This window comes from Curvibacter gracilis ATCC BAA-807 (genome assembly GCF_000518645.1).
In the GTDB taxonomy this organism is placed as follows: domain Bacteria; phylum Pseudomonadota; class Gammaproteobacteria; order Burkholderiales; family Burkholderiaceae_C; genus Curvibacter; species Curvibacter gracilis.
The window spans coordinates 107323-113322 of record NZ_JADZ01000024.1 but is presented as its reverse complement, the minus strand read 5'-3'; the positions used below and the strand labels follow the sequence as shown (position 1 = coordinate 113322).

Here is a 6000-nt window from a genome sequence, read left to right as displayed (position 1 = left end):
ACAGCAGGCGGCCACTCATGCGCAAAAACCCGATATGCAGCGCCAGACCGAGCTTGTGGGCGTCACCCCGGCGCGCATTGATTGCCTCGCGCTCTGCACCATCGAAGGTGAAAAACGCCTTCATCTCGAAGTCACTGATATCGCGGGGCAGCTCACGCATCCCCAAAAACGTCGTTTGCCAGTCCTGCATCGTGAACCCCATTAGCGGGAGGCCACGATACCCGTTTGAGAAGTGAACAGGAAAGCCAACAGAATCAACGATCTACCAACACCACCCCCGCGCCAGTGCTGGGTTTGCGTACCGCCAGTTATTGCACTGAAAACGAGGGGACCCCCATAGTGAACTCCTAGATTGCCTCCATTTGAAAGCCTATAGTAGGTATAGAGTCAAACAGAAGGAAATCGCATGAAGATTGGAGAGTTGGCCGCGCGCGCAGGCTGCCAGGTGGAGACCATTCGTTATTACGAGAGCGAAGGCCTGATGCAGTCGCCTAAGCGATGCGCAAACAACTATAGAACCTACGACGAGACTCACGAAAAGCGGTTGCGCTTTATTTTGAGGTGCCGCTCGCTCGATATGGCGCATTCTGAAATCCGAATCCTGCTGAATCTGCAGGATGACCCCGGCCGCCCGTGTGACGAGGTAAATGCGCTCCTTGAAGACCATGTTCGCCACGTGCAGACGCGGATTTCCGAACTCACCCTGCTCAAGCGTCAGATTCAGGAAATCCGAAGCGCTTGCGCCGGCGGCGGGTGTATCGGGGAGTGCGGCGCGCTCGAATCTTTGCGGCAGACCACCGGGGAGAATCCGCCCGTTTCGAGGCGGCATGTCAAAGGTGTGCATGCCTGAGGCTCCCCTGGAACGCGCGTTTCAAGATTGAAAACCCTCTAGTCGCTAGAGAGTCAACCAAGAGAGGGGATTAGCCCTGCGGCCTACTCAGTAGTCGCTTCCGATGCGTAATTGGAAACTAGAATAATTCCCATTTGCATTGGTTTTGGAAATGCTCGGCTTCCTGAAACTCATCCATCGAGCCGCCGTATGTGCCGCGCTCCTCTTACTTGCGATGACCGCAAGCGCCGCCGAATCTGACGTACGTCGCATCTGGCAAATCCTTGACTACTTGGCCGTGGACTACCGCGGAGCGGTCAAGGACGGTGCTGTCCTCAATGCTTCCGAGTTCGCGGAGATGCGCGAGTTTGTCAAGACCAGCCAAACGAAGCTCGCCGCCTTGGACGCTCATCCGGAACAACCTGCTTTGGTGAAAGAGGCGGGAGTCCTTGCGGCCGCCATCGATGCCCTGGAAGACCCGGCACGTGTGGCAACGCTCGCCAAATCGTTGGGCAATCGCCTTCTCGCCGTCTATCCGGTCGCGTCCTCACCAAGCGCTCCGCCAAACGTGGCAGCCGCAGCCGCTATCTACCAAGCCCAATGTGCGGCGTGCCATGGTGCCAGCGGAAATGGAGATGGACCACTGGGCGTTCGCCTTGAGCCGCGGCCAGTGGCCTTCACCGACCAAGCTCGCGCTCGTGAACGCAGCGTCTTCGCCTTGTACCAAGCTATCAGTCAAGGTATCGAGGGCACGCCTATGGTGAGCTTTGCTGCTCTTCCCGAGGCGGACCGCTGGGCCTTGGCCTTCTACATTGGTCAGTTCGCTCACAAGCAAGAAGAGGTCACGGCCGGCGAAGCGGTCTGGAAAGACAACGCAGCTGTACGTGCCCAGCTCACGACTCTGGACGGTTTGACCCGGACTACTGAGGGAGACCTCGCAAAGGAGGTTGGGGTGGAGCCTGCTGCCGCCGCGATGGCTTTTCTTCATGTCCATCCCGAGGCCGTTGTTCAGATGCGTCCCCTGACGTTCGACATTGCCCGCCAGCGGCTCGCCCAGAGCGAAGAAGCGTACGACAGTAAGGATTTCAAGCGCGCGGCAGACCTGGCGCTCTCGGCGTACCTGGATGGTGTCGAGCCGCTTGAGCCGACGCTTGCCACGCGCGACAAGGCATTGCTTGGCCGTATTGAAACCGCCATGAGCCAGTTCCGCTCGCTTCTTTCGAGCAAGGCGTCGTTGCAGGAAATCAAGGCGCAGACCTTGCGGATTGATGACTTGTTCAAGGAGGCGGACAGCGTGCTGTCGACGGCTGCCGACGATTCCACTGCTGCGTTTCTGGGAAGCTTCACGATTCTTCTTCGCGAAGGCCTTGAGGCTCTTTTGGTCGTAGTGGCAATGGTCGCGTTTCTTCGCAAGGCGGAGAGACCCGACATGCTTCGGTACGTGCACGCGGGCTGGGTGGGTGCTTTGGCACTTGGCGCGGTCACCTGGGCCATCGCGACGTACATCGTCAACGTGAGCGGCGCAAGCCGTGAAGTCACCGAGGGCCTGTCGTCGCTTTTCGCAGCGGTTGTGCTTCTGAGTGTTGGAATGTGGATGCATCAGAAGAGCACAGCAGGCAAATGGCAGCAGTACATCCACGAGAAGCTTTCAGCGGCGCTCAATCGCAAGTCGGCTTTCTTCATGTTCAGCCTTTCTTTCATCGCGGTGTACCGGGAGGTCTTCGAGACCATCCTGTTCTATGCCGCGCTTTGGGAGCAAGGTAATCACACAGCGGTGCTGGGCGGTTTGGTCGCCGGCCTGGTAGTACTGCTCGCAGTGGCGTTCGCTCTCCTGAAATTCAGCGCTCGCCTTCCTATCGGCAAGTTCTTCGCCTGGAGTTCCATGTTGGTCGCTGTGTTGGCGGTCGTGCTGACCGGCAAGGGCGTCGCGGCGCTCCAAGAGGCAGGATGGATCGCCGCACTTGCCATCAACACCCCGCGCATCGACTTCCTGGGCATCTTCCCGTCCGCACAGGCTTTGGGGGCGCAAATTGTGGTCGCCGCCGTCATCATCCTGGGGTTTGCCATGAACGCCCGAGTCGCCAGAGGGACGTCTTAGCACGTCCTCCCCGGAGCTGGGCAAACTGACTCTTTTTGCGCTTTGCATCTGACGCCCACACAACAAAAGGAGCCGCTTAACTCAGCACCCGGTTTCCCGCTTGGTCTACAACCTTCTCACCATCCTCTTTGGTGAATGCACCAAGTTGCGGGTTGGGCAACAGGTCCAGAACCGCCTCGGAGGGGCGGCAGAGACGAGTGCCCAACGGTGTGGCAACGATGGGCCGATTGATCAGGATCGGATGCTTCATCATGAAGTCAATCAGTTCCTCGTCTGTCCAGTGCGGATTGCCCAAGTTCAGTTCATCGTAGGGTGTCCCCTTCTGTCGCAGCACATCCCGAACAGGGATGGCCATGGCCTCAATCAAGGCCTTCAGCTCACTGCGGCTTGGGGGGGTCTCCAGGTAATGAACCACTCGGGGCTCTTCCCCGGAATTGCGGATCATGGCCAGAGTGTTGCGCGACGTGCCGCACTGGGGATTGTGATAAATCGTGATTTGGCTCATGCCGATTTGGCCTCCGAACGCTCGTACCAGCCCTTGCTGTTGTTGACGATGCTTACCACCAGGAGCATGACCGGAACTTCGATCAGCACGCCCACCACGGTCGCCAGCGCAGCCCCCGAGTTGAAGCCGAACAGGCTGATGGCGGCCGCCACGGCCAGCTCGAAGAAGTTCGACGCACCAATCAAGGCGGATGGGCAGGCGATGTTGTGCTTCTCGCCCACGGCGCGGTTGAGCCAGTAGGCCAGCGCCGAGTTGAAGAACACCTGGATCAGGATCGGCACAGCCAGCAGAGCAATCACCAGTGGTTGCTTCAGGATGGCCTCGCCCTGGAACGCGAACAGCAGCACCAGGGTGGCCAGCAGGGCCGTGATAGACCAGGGGCCAATTTTGGCCATCGTTGCATCAAAGGCCTCCTGCCCACGAGCCAACAAGGTCTTGCGCAGCCACTGGGCCAAGATCACCGGGATCACGATGTAGAGCCCCACTGAGGTCAGCAGGGTATCCCAAGGCACGGTGATAGCCGAAAGCCCCAGCAGAAAGCCCACCAGAGGGGCAAACGCGATCACCATGATGCTGTCGTTCAGAGCCACCTGTGAGAGCGTGAACAAGGGGTCGCCTCCGGTCAGCCGGCTCCAAACAAACACCATGGCCGTGCAGGGAGCTGCAGCCAACAGAATCAACCCGGCAATGTAGCTGTCGAGTTGATCGGCTGGCAGCAGTGGAGCGAACCACTGGCGGATGAATAGCCAGCCCAGAAAAGCCATCGAAAACGGCTTCACCAACCAGTTCACGAACAAGGTGACACCAATGCCCTTGACGTGTTGGCGCACTTCCCCGAGCGCAGAAAAGTCCACCTTTACCAGCATCGGGATGATCATCACCCAGATCAGCAGGCCAACGGGCAGATTGACCTGGGCAATTTCCATGCGCCCAATGGCCTGGAACACACCGGGCATGAACTGGCCCAGCGCGATGCCTGCCACGATGCACAGGAAGACCCAGACCGTCAGGTAGCGCTCGAACACGCTCATGGGCGCACCTGCCGCCATTTTGGCGGTGGCTTCACATTGCGCACTCATGCTTGACCGTCCTTCGAGAGTTCACGCGCCGTGTTTTGCAAGCGCGCTTTTTCAAGCTTGTCAGCGGGCAGGTTGATCAGCAGCTCCAGGCGGCGCTTGATCAGGTGCATCGTCTTGCGGAAGGCTTCGAGTTTTTCCGCGTCGGATCCATCACCTTCCGAGGGGTCAGCATAGCCCCAATGGGCCGTGGCTGGGTGGCCAGGCCAGATCGGACAAACCTCGCCAGCCGCGTTGTCGCAAACGGTGATGATCAGGTCCATCTGGGGTGCATCAGGGGCTGCGAACTCATCCCAGCTCTTGCTACGCAGGCCTTCGATAGAGATGCCTGCCTTTTGCAAAACCTGCAAGCCCAGCGGATTGGGCTTCTGGTTCTCACGCGGGCTGCTGCCTGCCGAGAATGCCTTGAAGCGGCCCTCTCCCATGGAGTTCAACAATGCCTCGGCCAGCACGCTGCGGGCCGAATTGTGGGTGCAGAGGAACAGTACGTTCAGGGGGGTGGTTTCGGTAGTCATGGCGTCGTTCAGCAGCAGGTTGATTTGGAGGAGTTCGGGGTGCAGCAAGCGGCTTTCGCTGGCGAGGACTCATGGGCCGCTTGGGTGGCTGGAGCACAGCATGAAGTTGTGGCCTGCTCAGCCTTCGAGGCAGCGGGGGTTGAGCAGCCGCCTTGTTTGGCTGCAGCAGGTGCAGCTGGGGCGCAACAGGCGCCGGCTGCGACGGGCTTTTCGCTTTCGTTGAACACGGGGATATTGCCCAGAGTGTGGAAATGCTCCCATGCAATCCCTTGAGGATCCATGACCCAGTGCTTTTCGCTGCGGGCATAGCAGCAAGTCGTTGCGCCTTCGTCCAGCAAGGTCATGTCGGCCGATTCGGCGCGTCCCTTGAGTTCGGTCAGTTCGTCCGCGTCGTCCACCTGGAAGCCCAGATGATCCAGGCCGGGTTTGTTGCCACGGGTGGAAATGGCGAAATTCACCCGAGGGTCTTCCAGCATCCACTTGGCATAGTCGGCTTCAACCCGGGCAGGCTCAGCGGCGAACAGCTTGGAATAAAAGCCAATGCTTTTGGCAAGATCGTCAACGTGGACGTGAACATGGAAGCGTTTCATGGTGCTCTCCTTGAAAGTGAAATCAGCATTCACAGTGGGTGGTGTTGGCCGGCAGGCATGTAGCGCCCTGACAGCAGTTCTCAGTGAGGTAGCCCAACAGCTCATTCATGGTCTCGAATGAAGCGCGATAAATCAGATTGCGTCCCTGGCGCTCCTGGCTGATCAGCCCGGCGTGCACCAACTCCTTCAAGTGGAAGGACAGCGAGTTGGGTGGCACCGCCAGTTGCTCGGACAAGACGCCGGGCGTCAGGCCTTCCGTACCCGCCACAACCAAGGCGCGAAACACCCTAAGGCGCACTTCCTGGGCCAGCGCAGCGAGGGATCGGACGACATCAATTTCTTTCATGAATCAACTATACAACGATTGTTGAATTAATTCCAGCATCA

Annotated in this window: 8 protein-coding genes; 2 read left to right on the top strand and 6 right to left on the bottom strand. The window is 58.9% G+C overall.

Features of this window, described 5'->3' with window-relative positions; translation table 11 throughout:
* A partial coding sequence (locus L880_RS0118170) for a DUF4158 domain-containing protein (RefSeq protein ID WP_157462976.1) occupies positions 1-190 on the bottom strand: 190 nt, incomplete at its 3' end.
* 216 nt (positions 191-406) lie between these two features.
* On the opposite strand from L880_RS0118170, the gene cadR reads away from it, so the two are divergent.
* Together cadR and L880_RS0118160 are read left to right on the top strand one after the other, a co-directional pair.
* Positions 407-850, top strand: a complete 444-nt coding sequence (cadR, locus tag L880_RS0118165) for a Cd(II)/Pb(II)-responsive transcriptional regulator (protein WP_027476875.1) — start codon at positions 407-409, stop codon at positions 848-850.
* Positions 851-1001: 151 nt separating this feature from the next.
* Complete coding sequence (locus L880_RS0118160) at positions 1002-2927, top strand: cytochrome c/FTR1 family iron permease (protein ID WP_043329849.1); 1926 nt, start codon at positions 1002-1004, stop codon at positions 2925-2927.
* Positions 2928-3003: 76 nt separating this feature from the next.
* Here L880_RS0118160 and arsC read toward each other — a convergent pair whose 3' ends face one another.
* From arsC to L880_RS0118140, 5 genes are read right to left on the bottom strand one after another with little or no spacing between them, the layout of a single operon-like run.
* Complete coding sequence (gene arsC, locus L880_RS0118155; protein ID WP_027476873.1) at positions 3004-3432, bottom strand: arsenate reductase (glutaredoxin); 429 nt, start codon at positions 3430-3432, stop codon at positions 3004-3006.
* Positions 3429-4511 carry an ACR3 family arsenite efflux transporter gene (gene arsB / locus L880_RS0118150; RefSeq protein WP_027476872.1) on the bottom strand — a complete coding sequence of 361 codons (1083 nt, stop codon included), beginning with the start codon at positions 4509-4511 and terminating at the stop codon, positions 3429-3431. The genes arsC and arsB overlap by 4 nt, the downstream gene beginning before the upstream one ends.
* Positions 4508-5023 carry an arsenate reductase ArsC gene (locus tag L880_RS0118145; RefSeq protein WP_027476871.1) on the bottom strand — a complete coding sequence of 172 codons (516 nt, stop codon included), beginning with the start codon at positions 5021-5023 and terminating at the stop codon, positions 4508-4510. The genes arsB and L880_RS0118145 overlap by 4 nt, the downstream gene beginning before the upstream one ends.
* Positions 5024-5031: 8 nt before the next feature.
* Complete coding sequence (locus tag L880_RS35085; RefSeq protein ID WP_084461419.1) at positions 5032-5613, bottom strand: ArsI/CadI family heavy metal resistance metalloenzyme; 582 nt, start codon at positions 5611-5613, stop codon at positions 5032-5034.
* 22 nt (positions 5614-5635) lie between these two features.
* Positions 5636-5959: an ArsR/SmtB family transcription factor gene (locus L880_RS0118140; RefSeq protein ID WP_027476870.1), complete on the bottom strand. Its 324-nt coding sequence runs from the start codon at positions 5957-5959 to the stop codon at positions 5636-5638.
* Positions 5960-6000: the final 41 nt, after the last annotated feature.

Bases quoted from the DNA above. Each gene is read 5' to 3' on its own strand.
- cadR (WP_027476875.1), top strand. From the start codon at position 407: ATGAAGATTGGAGAGTTGGCCGCGCGCGCAGGCTGCCAGGTGGAGACC.
- L880_RS0118160 (WP_043329849.1), top strand. From the start codon at position 1,002: ATGCTCGGCTTCCTGAAACTCATCCATCGAGCCGCCGTATGTGCCGCG.
- arsC (WP_027476873.1), bottom strand. From the start codon at position 3,432: ATGAGCCAAATCACGATTTATCACAATCCCCAGTGCGGCACGTCGCGC.
- arsB (WP_027476872.1), bottom strand. From the start codon at position 4,511: ATGAGTGCGCAATGTGAAGCCACCGCCAAAATGGCGGCAGGTGCGCCC.
- L880_RS0118145 (WP_027476871.1), bottom strand. From the start codon at position 5,023: ATGACTACCGAAACCACCCCCCTGAACGTACTGTTCCTCTGCACCCAC.
- L880_RS35085 (WP_084461419.1), bottom strand. From the start codon at position 5,613: ATGAAACGCTTCCATGTTCACGTCCACGTTGACGATCTTGCCAAAAGC.
- L880_RS0118140 (WP_027476870.1), bottom strand. From the start codon at position 5,959: ATGAAAGAAATTGATGTCGTCCGATCCCTCGCTGCGCTGGCCCAGGAA.